21 protein-coding genes are annotated in these 20,532 nt (G+C 70.3%); 15 read left to right on the top strand and 6 right to left on the bottom strand.

Annotated features, from left to right (window positions below):
- Nucleotides 1–9: 9 nt before the first annotated feature.
- Nucleotides 10–315, bottom strand: coding sequence for a GNAT family N-acetyltransferase (locus tag OVA32_RS08040; protein WP_095354181.1), 306 nt, complete (start codon nt 313–315; stop codon nt 10–12).
- Nucleotides 316–726: 411 nt separating this feature from the next.
- Here OVA32_RS08040 and nrdH point away from each other — a divergent pair, with 411 nt between their 5' ends.
- The 9 genes from nrdH to OVA32_RS07995 all read left to right on the top strand — a co-directional run bounded on the left by nrdH (nt 727) and on the right by OVA32_RS07995 (nt 9,762).
- A complete protein-coding gene (gene nrdH / locus OVA32_RS08035; protein WP_036313172.1) occupies nt 727–972 on the top strand; it encodes a glutaredoxin-like protein NrdH in 246 nt (81 codons plus the stop codon).
- Between the two features lie 11 nt (nt 973–983).
- On the top strand, nt 984–1,451 hold the full coding sequence (gene nrdI / locus OVA32_RS08030) for a class Ib ribonucleoside-diphosphate reductase assembly flavoprotein NrdI (protein WP_004167610.1): 468 nt from the start codon (nt 984–986) through the stop codon (nt 1,449–1,451).
- 47 nt (nt 1,452–1,498) lie between these two features.
- Nucleotides 1,499–3,625, top strand: a complete 2,127-nt coding sequence (nrdE, locus tag OVA32_RS08025) for a class 1b ribonucleoside-diphosphate reductase subunit alpha (protein ID WP_180537555.1) — start codon at nt 1,499–1,501, stop codon at nt 3,623–3,625.
- 249 nt (nt 3,626–3,874) lie between these two features.
- Nucleotides 3,875–4,858: a class 1b ribonucleoside-diphosphate reductase subunit beta gene (gene nrdF, locus OVA32_RS08020; protein ID WP_239074567.1), complete on the top strand. Its 984-nt coding sequence runs from the start codon at nt 3,875–3,877 to the stop codon at nt 4,856–4,858.
- 459 nt (nt 4,859–5,317) lie between these two features.
- On the top strand, nt 5,318–6,268 hold the full coding sequence (locus tag OVA32_RS08015; protein ID WP_061867742.1) for a MetQ/NlpA family ABC transporter substrate-binding protein: 951 nt from the start codon (nt 5,318–5,320) through the stop codon (nt 6,266–6,268).
- A 3-nt stretch (nt 6,269–6,271) separates the two neighbouring features.
- Entirely contained in the window at nt 6,272–7,366 is a 1,095-nt protein-coding gene (locus OVA32_RS08010; protein ID WP_084785995.1) for a methionine ABC transporter ATP-binding protein, read from the top strand.
- The gene (locus tag OVA32_RS08005; protein ID WP_061867741.1) at nt 7,363–8,040 is read left to right on the top strand and encodes a methionine ABC transporter permease; all 678 of its coding nucleotides are present in this window, start codon (nt 7,363–7,365) and stop codon (nt 8,038–8,040) included. Before OVA32_RS08010 ends, OVA32_RS08005 begins: the two co-directional genes overlap by 4 nt.
- Before the next feature lie 88 nt (nt 8,041–8,128).
- On the top strand, nt 8,129–8,995 hold the full coding sequence (locus OVA32_RS08000) for a thioesterase family protein (protein ID WP_267713972.1): 867 nt from the start codon (nt 8,129–8,131) through the stop codon (nt 8,993–8,995).
- Entirely contained in the window at nt 8,992–9,762 is a 771-nt protein-coding gene (locus tag OVA32_RS07995; RefSeq protein WP_036338947.1) for a lipoate--protein ligase family protein, read from the top strand. Before OVA32_RS08000 ends, OVA32_RS07995 begins: the two co-directional genes overlap by 4 nt.
- Before the next feature lie 27 nt (nt 9,763–9,789).
- Here the strand turns inward: OVA32_RS07995 and OVA32_RS07990 are convergent, their stop codons facing one another.
- From OVA32_RS07990 to OVA32_RS07980, 3 genes are read right to left on the bottom strand one after another with little or no spacing between them, the layout of a single operon-like run.
- Nucleotides 9,790–10,410, bottom strand: coding sequence for a uridine kinase family protein (locus OVA32_RS07990; protein ID WP_267713968.1), 621 nt, complete (start codon nt 10,408–10,410; stop codon nt 9,790–9,792).
- 32 nt (nt 10,411–10,442) lie between these two features.
- Nucleotides 10,443–11,099 (bottom strand): MBL fold metallo-hydrolase, encoded by a 657-nt coding sequence (locus OVA32_RS07985; RefSeq protein WP_095346716.1) that lies wholly within the window; start codon nt 11,097–11,099, stop codon nt 10,443–10,445.
- A complete protein-coding gene (locus OVA32_RS07980) occupies nt 11,099–12,193 on the bottom strand; it encodes an S-(hydroxymethyl)mycothiol dehydrogenase (protein ID WP_267713965.1) in 1,095 nt (364 codons plus the stop codon). The genes OVA32_RS07985 and OVA32_RS07980 overlap by 1 nt, the downstream gene beginning before the upstream one ends.
- A 203-nt stretch (nt 12,194–12,396) precedes the next feature.
- Here OVA32_RS07980 and OVA32_RS07975 point away from each other — a divergent pair, with 203 nt between their 5' ends.
- From OVA32_RS07975 to OVA32_RS07960, 4 genes are all read left to right on the top strand, one after another.
- The gene (locus tag OVA32_RS07975; RefSeq protein ID WP_036313195.1) at nt 12,397–12,645 is read left to right on the top strand and encodes a hypothetical protein; all 249 of its coding nucleotides are present in this window, start codon (nt 12,397–12,399) and stop codon (nt 12,643–12,645) included.
- Nucleotide 12,646: 1 nt separating this feature from the next.
- Nucleotides 12,647–13,498: an SOS response-associated peptidase gene (locus OVA32_RS07970; protein WP_078026249.1), complete on the top strand. Its 852-nt coding sequence runs from the start codon at nt 12,647–12,649 to the stop codon at nt 13,496–13,498.
- 92 nt (nt 13,499–13,590) lie between these two features.
- Nucleotides 13,591–13,950, top strand: coding sequence for a hypothetical protein (locus tag OVA32_RS07965; protein WP_020628069.1), 360 nt, complete (start codon nt 13,591–13,593; stop codon nt 13,948–13,950).
- The gene (locus OVA32_RS07960; protein ID WP_036381645.1) at nt 13,947–14,192 is read left to right on the top strand and encodes a hypothetical protein; all 246 of its coding nucleotides are present in this window, start codon (nt 13,947–13,949) and stop codon (nt 14,190–14,192) included. The genes OVA32_RS07965 and OVA32_RS07960 overlap by 4 nt, the downstream gene beginning before the upstream one ends.
- Nucleotides 14,193–14,260: 68 nt before the next feature.
- Here OVA32_RS07960 and OVA32_RS07955 read toward each other — a convergent pair whose 3' ends face one another.
- Together OVA32_RS07955 and OVA32_RS07950 are read right to left on the bottom strand one after the other, a co-directional pair.
- Nucleotides 14,261–14,731, bottom strand: coding sequence for a PKD domain-containing protein (locus OVA32_RS07955; protein ID WP_004167595.1), 471 nt, complete (start codon nt 14,729–14,731; stop codon nt 14,261–14,263).
- Between the two features lie 479 nt (nt 14,732–15,210).
- Nucleotides 15,211–15,990, bottom strand: a complete 780-nt coding sequence (locus OVA32_RS07950; RefSeq protein WP_267713960.1) for a DUF6318 family protein — start codon at nt 15,988–15,990, stop codon at nt 15,211–15,213.
- A gap of 475 nt (nt 15,991–16,465) precedes the next feature.
- Between OVA32_RS07950 and OVA32_RS07945 the strand changes: the two genes are divergently transcribed.
- Together OVA32_RS07945 and OVA32_RS07940 are read left to right on the top strand one after the other, a co-directional pair.
- Nucleotides 16,466–16,792: a DUF6504 family protein gene (locus OVA32_RS07945; RefSeq protein ID WP_036338972.1), complete on the top strand. Its 327-nt coding sequence runs from the start codon at nt 16,466–16,468 to the stop codon at nt 16,790–16,792.
- Nucleotides 16,789–20,487 carry a DNA polymerase III subunit alpha gene (locus OVA32_RS07940; protein WP_267713957.1) on the top strand — a complete coding sequence of 1,233 codons (3,699 nt, stop codon included), beginning with the start codon at nt 16,789–16,791 and terminating at the stop codon, nt 20,485–20,487. Before OVA32_RS07945 ends, OVA32_RS07940 begins: the two co-directional genes overlap by 4 nt.
- Nucleotides 20,488–20,532 lie beyond the last annotated feature (45 nt).

Genomic DNA, 20,532 nt, shown 5'->3' with positions numbered 1-20,532 from the left:
CCGCGCCGGTCAGTGGGGCGCGAGCAGCGCGCTCTTCTCCGGGTGCTCGTCGAACCACTGGGCGACGTACCAGCACATCGGCACGATGCGGCGGCCCCCTGCGGGGCCGCCGTTCGTCGCGATGTCCTCGACGGCGCCCGCGGTCAGCGCGGCGGCGTGGCCCCGGCCGCGGTGCACCGGGATGGTGAACGCGCGGTTCAGGGAGACGGCCGCGCCGTTGTCCCGGAAGTCGAGGACGGCGAGCAGTGTGCCGCCGTCGTGGAGCTCGTAGCGGGACTCGGCGTCATTGCGGGTGACGGTGGGGGAGGTGCTCATGCCGGGGCAACCCCCGGTGGTCACGGGGTATTCCGACGCCGGCCGGCGGCGGGCTCCTACATGTAGTGGTCCGCGGGGGCCGGACACGCCGCTCGCGGACGTGGCGAACCCGACTTTCCGGCTGTGGGAACCCGGCCCCGAGATCTCCACCGGCTGTGGACAGTCGACCTCGGTCCCGGCGTGTCCCGCATGTCCGCGCGGATCGTCTCGCACAGCAGGGTGTGGACAGGATGGGCAGAGGGTGGGGATACGTAACTACAGCGGTGTGACTACTACATGTAGGGATGGTTCCCGGCTGTGATCACTAGATGTAGTATCGACGCAGATGTTCGGCACGCCCCGTGATTCACCTCGCGGGCGCCGCGCCGACACCCGCAGACCACCAGAGACCACGAAGGAACAGGGATCGCCATGACCGTCACCGTGTACACCAAGCCGGCCTGCGTGCAGTGCAACGCCACCTACCGTGCACTGGACAAGAAGGGCATCGCCTACGAGGTCGTGGACATGTCCCAGGACCCCGCCGCCCTCGAGCGCGTCCGTGCCCTCGGCTTCATGCAGGCCCCCGTCGTCGTCACCGAGACCGACTCCTGGTCCGGCTTCCGCCCGGACAAGATCGCCGAGCTCGCCGAGTCCGCCGCGGCATCGGTGGCCTGACCGGAGTCGACATGACCGTCGCCGCGGACCCGAGCCACATCCGCTCGGCCGAGGCGCAGGGGCTCGTCCCCACCGACGCGGGACTGATCTACTTCTCCTCCGCCTCCAACTACACGCACCGCTTCGTCGAGAAGCTCGAGCTGCCCGAGGACCGGGTGGCTCGACTGCCGTTGATCACCCGGGAGCCCACCCTCGGGGCCACCGCCCCGTACGTCCTGATGACCCCCACCTACGGCGGGGGCAGCGGGCCGGGCGCGGTCCCGAAGCAGGTGATCAAGTTCCTCAACGTCCCGGAGAACCGTCACTGGATTCGGGGCGTGATCGCGTCCGGGAACACCAACTTCCATGAGGGCTACTGCCTGGCCGGCTACATCATCTCCCGCAAGTGCCAGGTCCCCCTCATGTACAAATTCGAGCTGATGGGCACGCCCGACGACGTCGAACGCGTCCGCGGCGGCCTGGAAGGACTGTGGACATGACCACCACCGCACCCACCGAGGCGGACCTCATCCGCCAGGCGAAGAACATGCCCGCCGAGTGGCAGAACCTCGGCTACCACGAGCTCAACGCCATGCTGAACCTCTACGGCGCCGACGGTCGCATCCAGTTCGAGGCCGACCACGCGGCCGCGCGCCAGTACTTCCTGCAGCACGTCAACACCAACACGGTGTTCTTCCACGACCTGGAGGAGAAGCTCGACTACCTGCAGAAGAACGACTACTACGAGACCGAGACGTTCGAGCAGTACCCCTTCGAGTTCATCCGGGGCCTGTTCGATCGTGCCTACAAGGCCAAGTTCCGCTTCCCGACCTTCCTCGGCGCGTTCAAGTTCTACACCTCGTACGCCCTGAAGACCTTCGACGGCAAGCGCTACCTCGAGCGCTACGAGGACCGCGTCGCCGTCGTCGCCCTCCACCTGGCCCGGGGCGACCAGGAGCTGGCCACCCACCTGGTGGACGAGATGATCGCCGGCCGCTTCCAGCCGGCCACCCCCACCTTCCTCAACTCGGGCAAGAAGCAGCGCGGCGAGCTCGTCTCCTGCTTCCTGCTGCGCATCGAGGACAACATGGAGTCGATCGCCCGCGGCATCAACTCCGCCCTGCAGCTGTCCAAGCGCGGCGGCGGCGTGGCCCTCTCGCTGACCAACATCCGCGAGCACGGCGCGCCCATCAAGCAGATCGAGAACCAGTCCTCCGGCGTCATCCCCGTGATGAAGCTCCTCGAGGACTCCTTCTCCTACGCCAACCAGCTCGGCGCGCGCCAGGGCGCCGGCGCGGTGTACCTCAACGCGCACCACCCGGACATCCACCGCTTCCTCGACACCAAGCGCGAGAACGCGGACGAGAAGATCCGCATCAAGACCCTCTCCCTCGGCGTCGTGATCCCGGACATCACGTTCCAGCTGGCGAAGAAGAACGAGGACATGTACCTGTTCTCGCCGTACGACGTCGAGCGCGTCTACGGGGTGCCGTTCTCCGAGATCTCCGTGACCGAGAAGTACTACGAGATGGTCGACGACGCGCGGATCAAGAAGACCAAGATCAACGCGCGCGAGTTCTTCCAGACCATCGCCGAGATCCAGTTCGAGTCCGGCTACCCGTACGTCGTGTTCGAGGACACCGTGAACGCCGCGAACCCGATCAAGGGCCGCATCACCATGTCCAACCTGTGCTCCGAGATCCTGCAGGTCTCCGAGGCCTCCGAGTACAACGAGGACCTGAGCTACGCCCACGTGGGCCAGGACATCTCCTGCAACCTCGGCTCGATGAACATCGCCAAGACCATGGACTCGCCGGACTTCGGCCGGTCCGTGGAGACCGCGATCCGTGCGCTGACGGCCGTGTCGGTCATGTCCGACATCCAGTCGGTGCCGTCCATCGCCAAGGGCAACGCCGCCTCCCACGCCATCGGCCTGGGGCAGATGAACCTCCACGGCTACCTGGCGCGCGAGCGCGTCCACTACGGCTCGGAGGAGGGCATCGACTTCACGAACATGTACTTCTACGCGGTGCTGTTCCACGCGCTGCGGGCCTCGAACCGGATCGCCATCGAGACCGGCCAGCGGTTCGGCGGGTTCGAGGACTCGAAGTACGCCTCCGGAGAGTTCTTCGACAAGTACACGGATCAGGAGTGGGCGCCCGCCACCGAGCGCGTCGCCGAGCTGTTCGCCGAGGCCGGCATCGCCCTGCCCACGCAGGACGACTGGCGTGAGCTGAAGGCCTCCGTCATGGAGCACGGCATCTTCAACCGCAACCTGCAGGCCGTCCCGCCGACGGGCTCGATCTCCTACATCAACAACTCGACCTCCTCGATCCACCCGGTGGCCTCGAAGATCGAGATCCGCAAGGAGGGCAAGCTCGGCCGCGTCTACTACCCGGCGCCGTACCTCACCAACGAGAACCTCGAGTACTACGAGGACGCGTACGAGATCGGCTACGAGAAGATCATCGACACGTACGCCGCGGCGACGCAGCACGTGGACCAGGGTCTGTCCCTGACGCTGTTCTTCAAGGACACGGCCACCACCCGTGACCTGAACCGCGCGCAGATCTACGCGTGGACGAAGGGCATCAAGACGATCTACTACATCCGCCTGCGCCAGCTCGCGCTGGAGGGCACCGAGGTCGAGGGCTGCGTCAGCTGCATGCTCTGACAGCCGGCCATTCGAGGCGGGAAATCCCGAGTATTCCGCGCTTCTGAGCGCGGGTGCGCTCGATTTCCCGCCGCGAAGTGGAGCGGCGCGCCTGGCCGGGCGGGGCGGGCCCACGACGTCGTGAGCCCGGACCTGCCCGAGTGGCTGCCGCTGCCCCTGCGGGCCTAGACTGTCCCGGACCCGCGCCCCGCTGACCGTGCTCTCGAGAGCCCCCGGAATCCGCGGATTCTCAACGAATTCTTCTGAAGGATGTGCCCTGCCGTGACCGAGACCCAGCAGTCCCACCTCGTCGAGGCGATCAACTGGAACCGCATTCAGGACGAGAAGGACGTGGAGGTGTGGAACCGCCTCGTCAACAACTTCTGGCTGCCGGAGAAGGTGCCGCTGTCCAACGACGTCCAGTCCTGGTCCCACCTCACGGATGAGGAGCGACTGCTCTCCATGCGCGTGTTCACGGGCCTGACGCTGCTGGACACGATCCAGGGCACCGTGGGCGCCGTCTCCCTCATCCCGGACGCCATGACCCCGCACGAGGAGGCCGTCCTCACGAACATCGCGTTCATGGAGTCGGTGCACGCGAAGTCGTACTCCTCGATCTTCTCCACGCTGGCCTCCACCCCGGAGATCGACGAGGCGTTCCGCTGGTCCCGTGAGAACCGGAACCTGCAGGCCAAGGCCGGCCTGATCGTGGAGCGCTATGACGGCCAGGACCCGTACAAGAAGAAGATCGCCTCCACCCTGCTCGAGTCCTTCCTCTTCTACTCGGGCTTCTACTGGCCCATGTACCTCTCCGCGCACGCCCGCCTCACCAACACCGCCGACCTGATCCGCCTGATCATCCGCGACGAGGCCGTGCACGGGTACTACATCGGCTACAAGTACCAGCGGAGCATCGAGACCCTGCCGGAGGAGAAGCGGGAGGAGCTCAAGGCCTTCACCTTCGAGCTGCTGTTCGAGCTGTACGAGAACGAGGTCGAGTACACCCATGACCTCTACGACGCCCTCGGCCTGGCCGAGGACGTGAAGAAGTTCCTGCACTACAACGCGAACAAGGCGCTGATGAACCTGGGCTACGAGCCCATGTTCCCGGCCGAGACCACGAACGTGAACCCCGCCATCCTCTCCGCGCTCTCCCCGAACTCGGACGAGAACCACGACTTCTTCTCCGGATCGGGCTCCTCCTACGTGATCGGCAAGGCCGAGAACACCGAGGACGAGGACTGGGACTTCTGATCCCGTCCGCCTGAGCCCCGTCCCGACGACGGCCGGTCGCCTCCCGTGGAGGCGCCCGGCCGTCGTCGTCTCGCGAGGGGCATCACACGTCGGCCCCGGGCCCCGCAGTATGACGCTGCGCGTCACCGCCCTGCGCGATGGAGCGCACACGCTGCGATAGGCTTGGGCCCAGCTTCAGGAGAAGCGGCTGTGAACCCCGCCTCGGCGGGTCCACGTGGTCCCACGACGAGCCGCTCGCCAACCCCATGTTCACGGGTGGCAACGGACCGAGAAGCGGCCCGCCTCCGCTGCGTGCAGACCCATCGAGGGCAGCACGCAGTGACTGGGGGACGGGCAAGAGCAGCGTTCGAAAGGATCCCGGCCTCCGGCTCGGGGCGTCTCTCGCCCCCCGCCCGCCGTGCTGTGCCCCGCGGGGAACCACCCACCGCACGGCCCACCCCGCACCGTTCCGCGCCCGCCGTGCCCACCCGCGCCGGCGGCCTCGCCCTGTCCTCCAAGGAGAACCCCATGACCCCCTCGAACATCTCCCGCCGCTCGTTCGCCGGCCTGTCCCTGGCCGCCGTCGGCGCGTTCGCCCTGACCGCCTGCAACTCGCAGGCCGAGGAGAAGGGCGACGACGGCGCGCAGACCGTGCGCATCGGCGTCGTGTCCGAGAACGAGACGCACCGCGCCCTGGTGAAGCTCGCCAAGGAGAAGCACGGCATCGACGTCGAGATCCGCAACTTCACCGAGTACACGCAGCCGAACCCGGCGCTGGACAACGGCGACATCGACATGAACTGGTTCCAGCACATCGCCTACCTGGCCGACTACAACCAGGCCTCCGGCAAGGACCTGACGCTGATCGGGACCACCGAGATCATCCCGCTGCCCCTGTACTCCAAGAAGTACAAGGACGTCTCCGAGTTCAAGAAGGGCGACACCGTCGCCATCCCGAACGACACCGTGAACCAGGCCCGTGCCATCAACGTGCTCGTCGCCGCCGGCCTGTTGAAGCTGTCCAACGAGACCATCCGCCCGGAGCCGAAGGACATCGACGAGGCCGCCTCCACCGTGAAGGTCCAGACCGTGGCCGCCCAGCAGACCGTGAACGCGCTCGAGTCCGTCCAGGGCTCGGTCATCAACAACACGTTCTCGGCCGACGCCGGCATCGACACGAACACCGCCCTGTTCAAGGACGACCCCAAGGCCGACTCCGCCAAGCCGTTCGTCAACGGCTTCGCCGTGCGTCGCGCGGACCGCGACAACGAGACCTACAAGAAGGTCGCGGCCCTGTACCACGAGCAGGCCGTGCTGGACGAGTCCGCGAAGCTCTCCTCCGACACGAGCGTGCCGGTGCAGCTCGACACCGCCCAGATCGACGAGACCCTGAAGCAGTACCAGGACGCGATCGCGAAGCAGGACGCCTGATCCATGGCAGGTTCCCATACGTCCGACCGTGACGCGGTCACCCCGGGGCGCCCCTCCGCGGGCGCCCCGGGGGAGCCGGTCATCGTCTTCGACCACGTCAGCCGCGTCTACGCCGCCAAGAAGGGTGCCGGTGTGAAGGCCGTGGACGACGTCTCGCTCGCCGTGAACCGCGGCGAGGTCTTCGGCGTCATCGGCTTCTCCGGCGCCGGCAAGTCCACCCTGATCCGCATGATCAACGGGCTGGAGAAGCCGACGTCGGGCACCGTCACCGTGCTGGGCCAGCAGGTCTCCCACCTGTCCGAGGCGAAGCTGCGTCCGCTGCGCACCCGCATCGGCATGGTGTTCCAGCAGTTCAACCTGCTGACCTCCCGCACGGTGGCCGGGAACATCGAGTTCGCCCTGGACACGGCCGGCTGGCCGCGGTCCAAACGCCGCGCTCGCGTGGCGGAGCTGCTCGAGTTCGTCGGCCTGGCGGACAAGGCCAAGCACTACCCGGAGCAGCTCTCGGGCGGCCAGAAGCAGCGCGTCGGCATCGCCCGCGCCCTGGCCGCCGAGCCGGAGATCCTGCTCGCAGACGAGGCCACCAGCGCCCTGGATCCCTCGACGACGCACGAGGTGCTCTCCGTGCTGCGCCGCGTCAACGAGGAGCTCGGGGTCACGATCGTGGCCATCACCCACGAGATGGAGGTCATCCGCTCGATCGCCGACCGCGTCGCCGTGATGGACAGCGGCCGCGTGGTGGAGTCCGGCAAGGTCTACGACCTCTTCTCTCGGCCCGCCCACTCCGCCGACGCCGCGTCCTTCGTGGCCACGGCGCTCAAGGACCGGCCGAATGCCGAGGAGGTGGCCCGCATCCGGGCGCGCACCGAGGGTCGGCTGATCATGGTCTCGCTCAAGGACGCCGCCGCGGTGTCGGCCGTGCTCGGCACCGCGTCGACGCGCGGCGTCGGCTTCGAGATCGCCCACGGCGGCATGTCCGCCACCAAGGACTCCGCGTACGGCCTGCTCACCGTGGCGCTCACGGGTGAGCCCGCCGCGGTGGACGCGTTCGTCGCGGACCTGGCCGGCGCCGGGGACGTGCAGGAGGTGCAGCAGTGATCGACCGTTTCCAGAACCTCGACTGGGGGTACTACGGCCCCGAACTCCTGACCGCCGTGGGGGACACCCTCTACATGGTCGGCTGGGCGTTCGTCATCGGCGGCGTCCTCGGCCTGCTGGTCGGGCTCCTCCTCTACACCACGCGCCCGGGCGGCATCTTCGCCAACCGCGCCGTCTACCTGGTCACGAACTTCATCGTGAACCTCATCCGGCCCATCCCGTTCGTCATCCTCATCGCCGCCCTGCAGCCGCTGACCATCGCGGTGCTCGGCACCGGCATCGGCAACACCGCCGTGGTGTTCTGCATGATCTGGGCGTCCACGTTCGGCATCGCCCGCATCGTGGAGCAGAACCTCGTCTCCCTCGACCCCGGCGTGATCGAGGCCGCCCGCGCGATGGGCGCCTCACGCATGCGGATCGTGCGCACCGTGGTGCTGCCCGAGGCCCTCGGCCCGCTGATCCTCGGCTTCACATTCGTGATCATCTCGCTCGTGGACATGTCCGCCATGGCGGGCATCATCGGCGGCGGCGGCGTCGGCAACTTCGCCATCGTGGAGGGCTACAACCGGTTCCGTCCGGAGGTCACCTGGCTGGCCGTCGTCGTGGTGATCGTGTTCGTCCAGGCGCTGCAGCTGATCGGCAACGGCATCGCCCGCAAGGTCATGCGCCGCTGAACCCCGGCTCGGCCCACGCCGTGACGGCCGGTGACATCCCCGCGGGGACGTCACCGGCCGTCGTCGTCGTTCTGGCAGACTTCGGCCCATGACCGACATCACCTCCACCCCCGCGGCCTCCGTCGCCGACGATCCCCTGGCCTTCTACGTGCGCCTCGGCGAGCCCACCGTGGACGAGGACGGCGTCCGCACCTCCCGCGTGCGCTCCACCGTGCACGCCCAGGGCGCATGGCGGGAAGAGGAGATGCACATGGCCGCCGTCTCGGGCCTGCTGCTGCACGAGGTGGCTGCGCACGAGACCACTCCCGGGCTGCGGGTGGGACGGCTCTCCTACGACATCCTGGGCACGCTCTGGTCGGGCGAGCTCGAGGTGGTCACGCGCACCCTGCGTCCGGGCCGGACCATCGAGCTCGTCGAGTCCGTGCTCCACGCCCGGGGCCGCACCGTGCTGACCCTGCGGGCCTGGCTGCTGTCCACCTCGGACACCTCCGCCGTCGCCCAGCTGCCGGACGAGCCCCTCCCGCCGCGCTCGCAGGCGCAGGCGCACAACGCGCTCCACGGATGGGGGGGCGGGTACATCGCCTCCCTCGACGGCGTCATCCTGCCCGGCCACGGGCCGGGCCACGGCCGGGTGTGGCTCACCACGGACCGTGAGATGGTGGCGGGGGAGAGCACGAGCGACCTGGTCCGCCTGATCAGCCTCACCGACGCGGCCAACGGGATCGCCCCGGCCCTGCCGGCGAAACCGGGCGGGTGGTTCTTCCCCAACGTGGACCTGCAGATCCACCTGTACCGCGAGCCCACCGGCCACTGGCTCGGCCTCGCGGGGCAGGTCACGGTGGGCCCGGACGGCGTGGGCCTGACCAGCACCGTCCTCCACGACGACGACGGCCCCTTCGCCCACGCCGAGCAGACCCTCACCCTGCGCTCCTGGCCGGCCGAGGGCGGCCTGTGAGCGCAGCTCCCCGGCTGCGCTGGGCCGTGCAGGAGCGGACCCTCGGGGCCGTCGAAGACCTCGACTGGGCCATGGACGAGCTGGCCGTCTTCCGCGCCGCCGCGGCCGAGGGAAGGGCCCTCGACGGCCTGATCCGCGTCTACGTGCCCGAACCGACGGTCGCGTTCGGCCAGCGCGACGCCCGGCTGCCCGGCTTCGAGGCCGCGGCCGCGGCGGCCCGCGCCCACGGCTTCGAGCCGGTGGTGCGCCGGGCCGGCGGACGGGCGGCGGCCTACCACCACGGCTGCCTGGTGGTGGACCACCTGAGCCAGCAGGAGGACGCGGCGCTCACGCAGCAGGCCCGGTTCGCGGAGTTCGCCGACCTGTTCGTGCGGGCGTTCGCGCGCATGGACGTGCCCGCCTCCGTGGGCGAGATTCCGGGGGAGTACTGCCCGGGCGAGTTCTCCGTGCAGGGTCCTGCGCCGACCTACCCGGTGAAGCTGGCCGGCTCCGCGCAGCGCGTGGTGAAGGGGGCGTTCCTGTTCTCCACCCACGTGGTGGTGTCCGACCCCGCTCCGCTGCGGGCCGTGCTCGTCGACGTCTACCGGGAGCTCGGTCTGGACATGGATCCCCGTACGGCGGGCGCGGCCGAGGACGTGCGTCCCGGGGTGAGCGTTCCCGCGTTCGCCGCGGCCCTGCGGGAGGAGTACACGGCGTGGGCGGCCGCCGCCGGGATCGAGGTCGTGGCCGAGCAGCTCGCCGTCCTCGGCGCGCGCACCTCCGGCTGAGGGCACGGACTGGCTGCGGGCGGGCCGTCAGGCCGTGAGATCCGCGATGATCTCCCGCTTGCGTCGCGGGGTGAAGCCGGCCGCCATGGCCGCCGCCCGGCGCGCCGCGTCCGTCCGGTACAGGGACCAGCCCCGCTGCACGAGGAACGGCACCGGCTTGCGGCGTTCGGCGACATCGCGCACGAACCGGCGGGCCGCCGTCGTGGTCCGCGCCTGGTCGATGTACCAGGCCGCGTAGTGGACCTCGGCCCGGTCCAGGGCGGCGGGCATGCGCTCGGCGAAGATGCCCTCCGCCACGATCACCCCGTCCGGCTCGAGCGCGACGGTGCTGTGCCCGCGGACGGAGGACGTGGAGATGTCGTAGTCGGGCACGCGCGTGGCGCCCTCCTCGAGCAGCTCGACGACGGCGTCCACGGCCGCCTGCTCATCCCATGTTCCGGGGTGGTCCCAGTCGATCTCGCCGTACGGGGTGCGCGGGAACACGGGGCCGGGCCCACCCGCGGCGCCGTCGTCGGACTGCGGACGGTAGAACGCATCGAGCGAGAGGTGGGGTCGGCCGTGCTGCCGGGCCAGGTAGGACTTGCCGGAGCCCGACGCGCCGCCGAGCAGGATCACGGAGGGAGGGGGCGAGGCGGGGAGGATGGTCACGGGGGACCATTCTTCCCCACCTCGGCGCGTCCTCAGTGGCCGCGGTCGATCCACTCCTGCAGGTGCGGCTTCTCCGTGCCGATCGTGGTGGAGTCGCCGTGGCCGGTGTGGACCACGGTGGCCTCCGGCAGCGGGAGCAGGCGCTCGCGGATGGACTCGATGATCGTGTCGAAGTCCGAGTACGAGCGGCCGGTGGCGCCGGGCCCGCCCTGGAACAGGGTGTCGCCGGAGAACACGACGCCGGTCGGGGCGCCGTCGTCGCCGGCCTCGCCCAGGGCGGGGGCGTACAGGCAGACCGAGCCGGGGGAGTGACCGGGGGTGTGCAGCACCCGCAGCTCGACGCCGGCCACGCGCAGGACGTCGCCCTCGGCGAGCGCGCCATCGGGCTCCTCGTCGGGGAAGACGTCGTCCCAGAGCATGCGGTCGGCGGGGTGGAGCAGCGCGGGGGCGTCCACCATCTGGCGGAACTCCTGGACCTGGCGGATGTGGTCGTCGTGGCCGTGGGTGAGGACGATGGCCAGCACCTGGCGGCCGTTCACCTTCTTCCAGACGGCCGAGGCATCATGGGCCGGGTCGATGACGACGCACTGCTCCGCGCCGCCGACGATCCACACGTTGTTGTCCACGTCGAACGTCTCCCCGTCCAGGGAGAACGTGCCGGAGGTGACCAGGTGATCGATGCGCGCCATCAGAGCACCACCACCGAGCGCAGGACGTCGCCGGACTTCATCGTCTCGAAGGCCTCGTTCACCTCGTCCAGGGCGATGGTCTCCGTGACGAACTCGTCCAGCGGCAGGCGGCCCAGGCGGTACTGGTCCACGAGCATCGGGAAGTCGCGCTCCGGCAGGCAGTCGCCGTACCACGAGGACTTCAGCGCGCCGCCGCGGCCGAAGACCTCCAGCAGGGGCAGCTTCAGCTCCATGCCGGGGGTGGGCACGCCCACCAGGACGACGCGGCCGGCCAGGTCCCGGGCGTAGAACGCCTGCTCGTAGGTCTCCGGGCGGCCGACCGCCTCGATGACCACGTCGGCGCCGAAGCCGCCGGTCGCCGCGCGGATGGCCTCCACGGGGTCCTCGTCCTTCGAGTTCACGGTGTGGGTGGCGCCGAGCTCCTCGGCCTTCGCGAGCTTCTTGGCGTCGATGTCCACCGCGATGATCGTGGTGGCGCCGGCGAGCTTCGCCCCGGCGATCGCGGCCACGCCGACGCCGCCGCAGCCGATCACGGCCACGGACTCGCCGAGCTTGACCTCGCCGGTGTTGATGGCCGCGCCGATGCCGGCCATGATCCCGCAGCCGAGCAGGCCGACCGCGGCCTGTTCCTTGGGAGTGTCGACGCCGTCGACCTGGGTGCACTGCTTGGCGTGGACGAGCGTCTTGTCCGCGAACGCCCCGATGCCCAGGGCCGGGGACAGCTCCGTGCCGTCCTCGAGGGTCATCTTCTGGGTCGCGTTGTGGGTGTTGAAGCAGTACTTCGGCTCGCCCTTCCGGCACGCGCGGCACTCGCCGCACACGGCGCGCCAGTTGAGGATCACGATGTCGCCGACCTTGACGTGGTCGACGCCCTCGCCGATCGCGGAGACCACACCCGTGGCCTCGTGGCCGAGCAGGTACGGGTACTCGTCCCCGATCCCGCCCTGCTGGTAGTGCAGATCCGTGTGGCAGACGCCGCAGGTCTTGATGTCGACGACGGCCTCGCCGGGTCCCGGATCGGGGATGACGATGGTCTCGACGGTGACGGGGGCGTCCTTCGCCATGGCGACGACGCCGCGGACCTTCTGGGACACGTTGTTCCTCCTGGTGGTGGGGATCTGCCCGATGCCGCGCATGCGTGGGGCGGCGCGGCGTGCGGGCTCGTTCTGCCCATCCCATCACAGGACTCTGTGCGACGCATCGGTGAGAGGCCCGGGCCTGGGGTGTGGTGTCGCCGCGGCGGCCGGGGGAGACTGCAACCTGAGCCGCAACATCGATGTGAACGGAGGGGCGAACCGTGGCACGACATGGCAGAGACGAGGACGAGGCCCACGAGGCTCCAGCCGGGGCTCCGGCCGGTGCCGGCACGCTCGCTCAGTGGCGCATCCCACTGGTGGGGCTGCTGATCGGCGTCGGGCTGGGCGTGGTGTTCGGACTGGGCACCGAGAGGCCCTGGGGCACCGTGATCGGCTGCGCGATGATGGGCTTCGCCCTCGGCATCGCGTGGATGTATGTCGAGCGCGGCCGGGACGGGAGGGACCGCTGACGTGTGCGGCCGCTACGTGATGGCCCGCGCCACGAGCGACCTGGTGGCCCTGGGCGATGCCGAGGCGAATGAGGACCTGGTGCTGCGCCAGAGCTGGAACGTGGCGCCGACAGCCGAGGTGCCGATCCTCGTGGCGCACGCGGACGACGTCGGCGCCGGAGGCACCCGTGGGGGCGACGGCGGTGCCGGGGTGACCCGGCGGATCCACGTGGCCCGCTGGGGCCTGGTGCCGCCGTGGGCGAAGGAGCTGTCCGTGGGGTCCCGTGCGTTCAACGCGCGCTCGGAGACCGTGGCCTCCAAGCCGACGTTCCGGGCCGCCGTCCGCGCCCGCCGCTGCGCCGTGCCGGTGGAGGGCTACTACGAGTGGAAGACGCCGGAGCCTGGTGCCAAGGGTCCCGACGGGCGGATCGCGAAGAAGCAGCCCTACTACGTGCACCCGGCCGGGGCCGGGGACGGCGAGGGACCGGTCATCTGGTTCGCCGGCCTGTACGAATGGTGGCAGGACCCCGAGGCCAAGGCCGCGGGGGAGGACGCCTGGGTCCTCTCGACGACGATCCTCACCATGGCCGCGCCCGACGCGGACGACGACGATCCGGTGCTCGCCGCGCTCGGCCAGCTGCACGACCGGCTGCCCGTGCCCATGGATGCCGAGACGATGGACCGGTGGCTCGCTCCGGACACGCTCGGGTCTGCCGAAGAAGCCGACGCCCTCGTGGGCCAGGTGTGCGCCGGCGCGTACGACGTCGCGGCGGGCTGGTCGCTGCGGCCCGTGGGGAGCGCCGTGGGGAACGTCCGGAACAACGGGCCAGAACTGATCCAGGAGATGAGAGAGCAGCAGGGAACGCTGCTCTGAGAGACGGGGCGACGGGGATGACCTGCCCGTGAGACGCGGAAGCGCGGTGCCGCGGTGAGGCCGGAGACGGTCATCTCCTGTTCACCCTGTCCGTGGGCGGCACCCCGGTGGCCGCCCTCGACGACGAGACCGCCGGCATTCCGGAGGGCAACAGAGGCCCCTCTGCCGGGCTCGTCTACGCGTGGGGCGAGCACAGCCGGGCCGACCCCGTGTTTGGGGACTACCCCGAGCGGGTCCTCGCGCTGAAGTACGCCGAGCCGGGCGTGGAGCTGCCATTGTGGTCCAAGCGCCAGGGCGACGACGCGTCGGTCGCGGAACTCTCGTGGGGTCCGCGCTGGGGCACCCTCTGGCGCGACACCGCGTTGGAATTTTCACCGGGTTTCACTACCTCGCCGACGCGACATACCCGACCGACGACCGCCTCGTTCGCGACTGGTCGCTGGACGGGGTGACCAGGAGTGAGGACGTCATTATCACCCAGGACGCGGAGCGGTCCGACGTCTTCGCACTCGTGGAGTCGCTCGCGGATGGGCAGAAGCCCCGGGCCCTGAACGTGCCGGCGGGGGAGGACGCCCACACGACCCCGGACACGGTCGAGACCGGGCGTGAGGTTCCGGCGGGCGCGCTCGGAGCGCTCGCGGCCCTCGGCGCGGGACTCGTGCTCATGGCCCGGGGGCGGGTGCGCCGGGTCTGACACACCCGGCCGACGAGGGGGCCGCGGGGCGGTGGACGGGAGACCGTCGGCCGCCCCGCGGTCTGTGCTCAGCCGGCCGGAGCGGATTCGATGGGGCCGGTGCAGCCCCAGGCTGAGGAGTCGACGCTGCAGTCATCGGCGACATTGCGGGTGATGGTGCGCCAGATATTCGCGGTGACAGGGGCCGAGTCGAGGCTGATGGTGCCCGGGATGAGCACCCACTCGCCCCCGGCCTCCCGGTATTCGCCGATGTAGACGGTGGTGAGGCGGACCGTGTACTGCCCGGTGTCCTCGTACACGTGGCTCGTGGGGGTGGGGACGTTGAACTCCGGCTGGCTCTGGCCTGCGACCGAGGTGGTCTTGGTGGGGGAGCCGTCCCCGTAGTCCCAGTGGAAGCTCACCGGCGTGGCGCGGAGTTCGACCTCGACCCCGTTGAGGGTGGTGACGAGCGTGCGTGTCTCGGCGTCTGCGTAGAAGTTGGTCTCCGCATTGCGGATCCCGCGTCCGCCATTGTCCGACCGGATCTCAGGCTCCAGCACGAGGAGCGTGCGGACCTCGTCGATGGAGACGGGCGGGGCGCCGTTGCTGGAGGCCTTGGCCGTCCAACATTTAGGGGCGCCATAGGCGGGATTAGCATCAGGCTGACGAGTGTCTACGGTCTGCGCCCGGATCCACGAACCCTCGGGGCAGAAGTTCGCCTCTTGCTCTCGACAACTCTCGAAATCCGGATTGCCCAGCTGCCCCGAGAAGCATGCACTGACCGTTTTGTGCTCTAGGTGTGGGTCCGGGCGGGCGGCGGTCGCTGAGTAATCAGTTGCAACAACTGAACTCGAGGTTGCTGAGTGTCTATCTGAGCATCTCTTATTCGCCGCAATGCCCTTTTTATTTATTGAGTAGTGGCTCTTCGAAGAAGTGCACGACTCGATGTCTCGTGCGTGTGAAGGGGTGGCGGCGGCAGTGGTAGGCACGAATAGGAGGCTGATCAATAATGCCACTAATACAATCCAGGTGCGCCCCATCAGTTAGATCCGATCGAACCTTCATATGACATCTCATCAACAATCCAGTGTGAAGATTCGGGGTTAAACGAGACCTCCGCGATCCAAGGCTGCTTGGAGGCCGCTTCAACATCTCCGTTCTCGGGAACAACCCCGCCCTTGGTGTATCCCGTTCCTGTGCCCGTAGTGACAAGGAGTGTCGAGACATACCCGGTTTCGGATCGATGAGTCAGAATCGAATCGATCTGTACCTCAGTGCCGGTGTACCACCCCCCGTCTTTGTAGATCATTTGCAGGTCGTTCGAGCTGAACTGGCAGAACTCGCAATACTCGCTGTAGAGAGAGTCGAGGAGTTCCGTGTCTCCGGTCTGCTCGGCGTAGTAGTGCACGTCCCAGAAATAGCGAATCGCCGCCTCGGCGCCCTCCTTGGTCTCTTCCTTCATGGCGGCGGGCATCTCCGGCTTGGGCACGTTCTGAGCGGGACCGTCGGCAGACGCGGGCACGTATTCGCCGGACCCGCTCTCCGTGGCCATGGGGGATGAGCTGACGCCCGCGGTCTCGCTCGTGCTCGCGGTCTCGCTCGTGCTCGCGGTCTCGCTCGTGCTCGCGGTCTCGCTCGTGCTCGCGGGCGCGGACGTCTCGACGGCGGGCTTGGCGGACGAGGGCGACGTCGTCGACGACTCGGCGGGCTCGGACTGCCCGCCGCAGGCGGTCAGTGCGAGCGCCAAGGCCACGCTGAGCGTGCCGGCCTGGGCGAATCGGTGGCGGCGCAGGGCGCGCCCGGGTGCGGTGAGAGACATTTCCCCTCCAACTGGACGTCCGTCGTGTGTCCGCGCCTCCCGCGCTGATCCCGCAGCGCGGTGCCCGTGGCATGCGAGGCCCGGTTGGTTCGGAGTATACGCAGACGGATTGTGGTCCTGCTCGCATTGTCCACAGGGCCGTGCCGACGCACTTCTTCCGGCCCAAGAGACGATTTTCTCGTGCATGTGCGCTCCAGGGTCGGATTCGAGGTCCCCGGCCAGGACTCGGCCAGCCGGTCTCACGAAAAGGGCGTTCCCGGCCTCGCTCGTCTCGGGGCGATGCGTCCTTAACGTGTCCGGCGGCCACCCTACCTTCGCACTCATCGCATTCGAACACATGTTCGAGTACGATCGGGGGTGCGGCCCCACCTTCCCACTTCTTCCCCGCGTCCGGTCCGCCGGACGGGCCGCGCTCCCATCGCCCGACGGCACCCCGTCGTCGGTCCGGTCAGCAGTGCACAGGGAGAGAAGCAGAATGGGAGTCCTCACACAGTCGGTGGCGGTGGAGTGCGGGGCAGACGGCACCCCGCAGGGGCTGCGCTGGAACGGGCGGGACTACGTCCTCGCAGAGCGCCCCGTGCGCTGGTTCGAGCGGCGCCGCTGGTGGGCGGAGGAGGTCCGCGCGGAGAAGGGCCGCGGCGCCGGTCTCGTCGACCACGAGATGTGGCGGCTGCAGGTCCGCCTGGCCCGGGCCGGCGCCGCGCCCCTGCAGACCCTCGACGTCGCCCACCACCTGGACTCCGGCCGGTGGCGGCTCGTGCGCGTCCACGAGCACGCCCAGGACCTGAGGCGGTCGGCATGAGCCAGGCCGCCGCGGCCGGACGCACCGCCGCACCCTTCGCCCACCTGCACGTCGCCTCCGCGTTCAGCGCCCACCATGGGGTCAGCTGGCCCGAGGACCTCGTGGCCGCCGCCGCGGCCGCGGACATGGACCTGCTGGCCTGCACCGACCGGGACGGGCTCTACGGCATGGCCAAGCACGTGGGCGCCTGCCTGCGCCACGGCATCACCCCGATCGTGGGCGTGGACCTGGCCGTCCGGTGGAGCGAGGACGAGGACGCCGGCCGCGTGGTCGTGCTCGCCCGAGGAGGCTGCCACGGCTCCGGCTACCGCTCCCTGTGCGAGCTCGTCTCCGCCGCCCACGCCCGCACCACCGGGGGAGCGGCAGGCGGCAGCCCCTGGGCCAGCGTCGCCGAGCTCGCCGCCGCGGCGGCCGGCCGAGTCCCCACCGCCGCCAACCGGGACAACCCGTCCACCCCCGAGCTGTTCGTCCTCCTCGGCCCGGACTCGGACGTCGGCCGCCACCTGGCCCGCCGCCGGTACGCGGCCGGCCTCGCCGCCCTGCACCGCTGGAAGGCGGCCCTGCCCGCAGGCAGCCCCCACGCCGACGTCGTCACCCACCTCTCCGCCCCCGGCCGCCGCCTCGACACCGGGCACGCCGTGAAGACCCTCCGCGCCGCCCGCCAGGCCCGCATCCCCGCCGTCCTGACCAACGCCGTGCGCTACGCGGCCCCGGACGGTGCCGCCACCGCGGACGTCCTCGACGCCGTCCGTGCCCTCAGCTCCCTCGACGCCCTCCACGACCTGCAACCCAACGGGCAGGGCTGGCTCAAGTCCACCGCCGCCATGCACCGCATCGCCCACGAGGTCGCCTCCGCCGCCGACGACCGCCCTGCCCCCCTGCTCGAGGCCACCCGCCGCCTCGCCGAGGCCTGCGCGCTCGACCCCGAGACCGACCTCGGCTGGGGCGTGCCCCGCGTCCCCGAGGCCGCCGTCATCGGCATCGACGGCCCCCCGGAGCACGTGCTGCGCGAGCGCACCCGCGCCGGCCTCCTCGCCCGCTACCCCCACCTCCACACCGGGGGAGGCCTCCCCGGCACCAGCCAGGCGGCCCGGGACCTGCAGGACCGCGCCGAACACGAGCTCGGCATCATCACCCGACTCGGCTTCTCCTCCTACTTCCTCACCGTGGCCGCCGTCGTCGACCTCATCGAGGGCATGGGCATCCGCGTGGCCGCCCGCGGCTCCGGCGCCTCCTCCCTCGTCAACCACGCCCTGCGCATCTCCCACGTCGACCCCATGGCCAACGGCCTGATCATGGAGCGCTTCCTCTCCACCGACCGCTCCACCCTCCCGGACATCGACATCGACGTGGAGTCCGCCCGCCGCCACGAGATCTACCACGCCGTCGTCGAGCGCTTCGGCGCCGAGCGCACCACCCTCATGAGCATGCAGAACGCCTACCGGGCCCGCGGCGCCGTCCGCGACGCCGGCCTCGCCCTCGGCATGCCCGAACCCGAGGTGGACGCCATCGCCAAGCAGCTCTGGCGCTTCTCCGCCTCGAACTTCCGCGAGGCCCTCCAGCGCATGCCCGAACTCGGCGGCCTCTCCCGCCGCATCGAGTCCGGCCGCGCCGAGGGCGACCGCCAGCTGGACCTGCTCGTCGACCTCACCGAACGCCTCGACCGCCTGCCCCGCCACATCTCCATGCACCCCTGCGGCGTCATCCTCGGCGACGCCGCCCTGCTGCACCGCACCCCCGTCCAGCCCTCCGGCATGGGCCTGCCCATGAGCCAGTTCGACAAGCACGACATGGACCCCATGGGCTTCCTCAAGCTCGACATCCTCGGCGTGCGCATGCAGTCCGCCATCGCCTACACGATCGCCGAGGTCGAACGCACCACGGGCGAGCGCATCGACCTCGAACAGGTGCCCCTGGACGACGACGCCACCTACGCGATGATCCGCACCACCCACACCCTCGGCTGCTTCCAGATCGAGTCCCCGGGCCAGCGCGAGCTCGTCGGCAAACTCGCCCCCCGCGAGTTCAACGACCTCACCGTGGACATCTCCCTCTTCCGCCCCGGCCCCATGCAGTCCGACATGGTCCGGCCCTTCCTCGAACAGCGGCACGGCTGGGCACCCGCCCACTACCCGCACCCCGACCTGCGGCCCGTCCTCGCCGAGACCCACGGGGTCACCGTCTTCCACGAACAGGTCCTGCGCACCATGGACGTCATGACCGGCTGCGGACTGGCCCGCGCCGACGAGCACCGCCGCCTCCTCGGCGGCCCGCAGGAACACCTCGTCGAAGAGGCCTTCCGCACCGGCGCCCTCGCCCGCGGCTACTCCCTCGAGGTCATCGACGAGGTCTGGGCCACCCTCTCCGCCTTCGGCTCCTTCGGCTTCTGCAAGGCCCACGGCGCCGCCTTCGCCGTCCCCACCTACCACTCCGCCTGGCTCAAGACCCACCACCCCGCCGCCTTCATGGCCGCCATCCTCGAACACGACCCCGGCATGTACCCCGCCCGCCTCATGGTCGCCGAGGCCCGCCGCATGGGCATCCCCGTCCTCCCCGTGGACGTCAACGCCTCCTCCCGCCACGTCCACGTCGAATGGGTCCCCGCCCACCCCGAGGTCGACGACGGCGCCCCCGGCCGCTGGGGCATCCGCCTGCCCCTCACCAGCCTCTCCGGACTCAGCGAAGCCGAGACCGACCGCCTCGACGCCGGCCGCCCCTACCGCTCCCTCGCCGACGTCCGCGACCGCGCCCGCCCCACCGCCCGCAACTTCGAACGCCTCGCCCAGCTCGGCGCCCTCGACTGCCTCCTCCCACCCGGCGGCGCCTCCCGCACCGACCTCGTCCACCACCTCGAACTCCAGCACTCCACCACCCGCGGCACCGCCCCCGGCCGCACCGCCCCGCGCTCGCGGTCCGCCCGTCCGCGGCAGGTGGAGGGCCAGCTGGCCCTGGACCTGCCGGACACCGAGCTCACCGCCCTCGCCCCGCTCTTCCCTGACCCGGGCCCGGCCGCCCGGGTCCGCACCGAGCTGGAGCTCACCGCCCTGGACGTCACCGCCCACCTCATGGACTCCCACGCCCCGTACCTGGACGCGCTCGGCGTCACCCGGGCGAAGGACCTGCTCGGGCTGCGCACGCAGTCCCGGGTGCTCGTGGCCGGGGTGCGCGTGGCCACCCAGACCCCGCCCATGCGCAGCGGCAAGCGGGTGGTGTTCCTCTCCGTGGACGACGGCACCGGCTGCGTGGACGCCTCCTTCTTCACCGAGGCCCAGCACGCCTCCGGGGAGATGCTCTTCTCCGCCCGCCTCCTGCTGATCGAGGGCACCGTCCGGCGCACCGGCGACCGGGCCGTGTCCGTCCAGGCCGTGCGCGCCTGGGACCTGCACCGGCCCGAGACGCTCCCGGACCCCGACTACCTGGACACCACTCGGCAGCAGTGGCGGGACTGGCTCGCGGCGGACCGCCGTGCCGCCGCCGCGCGCCGCAGCGGCCGGGCGGGCACCGGGGCGCAGCCCCTGCCGGACATCCCGCACCACGGCACGGGCGGCTGGCCCGTGAAGGTGCGCACCGACGTCGGGCCGGCCGGCGGGGCCCGCCCCGGCCGCACGGCACCCGATCGGCCCGCTCCGGAGCACCCCCCGATCCCGGTGCCCCACCCGGAGACGTGGGAGCTGCTGCCCACCCCGGACAGATGAGACCGTCCGCCTCCGTGCCCCGCCGTCCGGCCGCGCCCCTAGAAT

Origin of the sequence: Micrococcus sp. SL257 (assembly GCF_026625585.1) — a bacterium.
Lineage (GTDB): Bacteria > Actinomycetota > Actinomycetes > Actinomycetales > Micrococcaceae > Micrococcus > Micrococcus luteus.
Note: the sequence above shows the minus strand (reverse complement) of the source record. Positions and strands in the feature narration are given on the sequence as shown.

Excerpts from the sequence above, each read along its gene's own strand:
- OVA32_RS07945 (WP_036338972.1), top strand. The coding sequence starts at position 16,466 with ATGGGAGTCCTCACACAGTCGGTGGCGGTGGAGTGCGGGGCAGACGGC.
- OVA32_RS08000 (WP_267713972.1), top strand. The coding sequence starts at position 8,129 with ATGACCGACATCACCTCCACCCCCGCGGCCTCCGTCGCCGACGATCCC.
- OVA32_RS08040 (WP_095354181.1), bottom strand. The coding sequence starts at position 315 with ATGAGCACCTCCCCCACCGTCACCCGCAATGACGCCGAGTCCCGCTAC.
- nrdI (WP_004167610.1), top strand. The coding sequence starts at position 984 with ATGACCGTCGCCGCGGACCCGAGCCACATCCGCTCGGCCGAGGCGCAG.
- nrdF (WP_239074567.1), top strand. The coding sequence starts at position 3,875 with ATGTGCCCTGCCGTGACCGAGACCCAGCAGTCCCACCTCGTCGAGGCG.
- OVA32_RS07950 (WP_267713960.1), bottom strand. The coding sequence starts at position 15,990 with ATGTCTCTCACCGCACCCGGGCGCGCCCTGCGCCGCCACCGATTCGCC.
- OVA32_RS07940 (WP_267713957.1), top strand. The coding sequence starts at position 16,789 with ATGAGCCAGGCCGCCGCGGCCGGACGCACCGCCGCACCCTTCGCCCAC.
- OVA32_RS08010 (WP_084785995.1), top strand. The coding sequence starts at position 6,272 with ATGGCAGGTTCCCATACGTCCGACCGTGACGCGGTCACCCCGGGGCGC.
- OVA32_RS07985 (WP_095346716.1), bottom strand. The coding sequence starts at position 11,099 with ATGGCGCGCATCGATCACCTGGTCACCTCCGGCACGTTCTCCCTGGAC.
- nrdH (WP_036313172.1), top strand. The coding sequence starts at position 727 with ATGACCGTCACCGTGTACACCAAGCCGGCCTGCGTGCAGTGCAACGCC.
- nrdE (WP_180537555.1), top strand. The coding sequence starts at position 1,499 with ATGCCCGCCGAGTGGCAGAACCTCGGCTACCACGAGCTCAACGCCATG.